The organism is Campylobacter sp. LMG 17559, assembly GCF_024723605.1.
In the GTDB taxonomy this organism is placed as follows: Bacteria; Campylobacterota; Campylobacteria; order Campylobacterales; family Campylobacteraceae; genus Campylobacter_D.
Window position 1 is genome coordinate 1 of record NZ_JANQCZ010000058.1, and the last position, 466, is coordinate 466.

At 30.0% G+C, this 466-nt stretch carries 1 protein-coding gene; it reads right to left on the reverse strand.

What is annotated here, in order from left to right; genetic code table 11:
• Positions 1 to 72 precede the first annotated feature (72 nt).
• A partial coding sequence (locus CAMP5082_RS08295) for a tRNA 2-selenouridine synthase (protein ID WP_337206440.1) occupies positions 73 to 466 on the reverse strand: 394 nt, incomplete at its 5' end.

Here is a 466-nt window from a genome sequence, read left to right on the forward strand (position 1 = left end):
CAAGCATAGCATAGCTAGCATCTGCTATATCAGCATAGTCTTTGATTTGAGAGATAAGTTCTTTAGGGTTCATCAGTAACTTTGTCCTGTATATTTTTCATCACTTTTTATAAATTTACCATTAGTAAAATAATGAAAAGATCCTCCTCCTGCACTTTTACGACTAATGCTAGAAAAGCTAAATCCTCTTCCTTCATCTCCAAACAATCCATAGCTTTTTACTTTATAATCTATCATAGTAGCAAAAACAACAGGATATTTTTTACCCTCACACACATAATAAGTTGTCATACCTAAATAAGGTCTTAATTTTTTATAGTTTTCTTCACCCATATATGCTTTAAATTGATCTTCATAGTATGCAAATTCGGGTTTATCTTTGAAACCAAAATTAGCTTTACCTTTATATCTATAATCACTACGATAATATTTACAACCATTAGAAAGGACTTGAGGGAATTTTTTT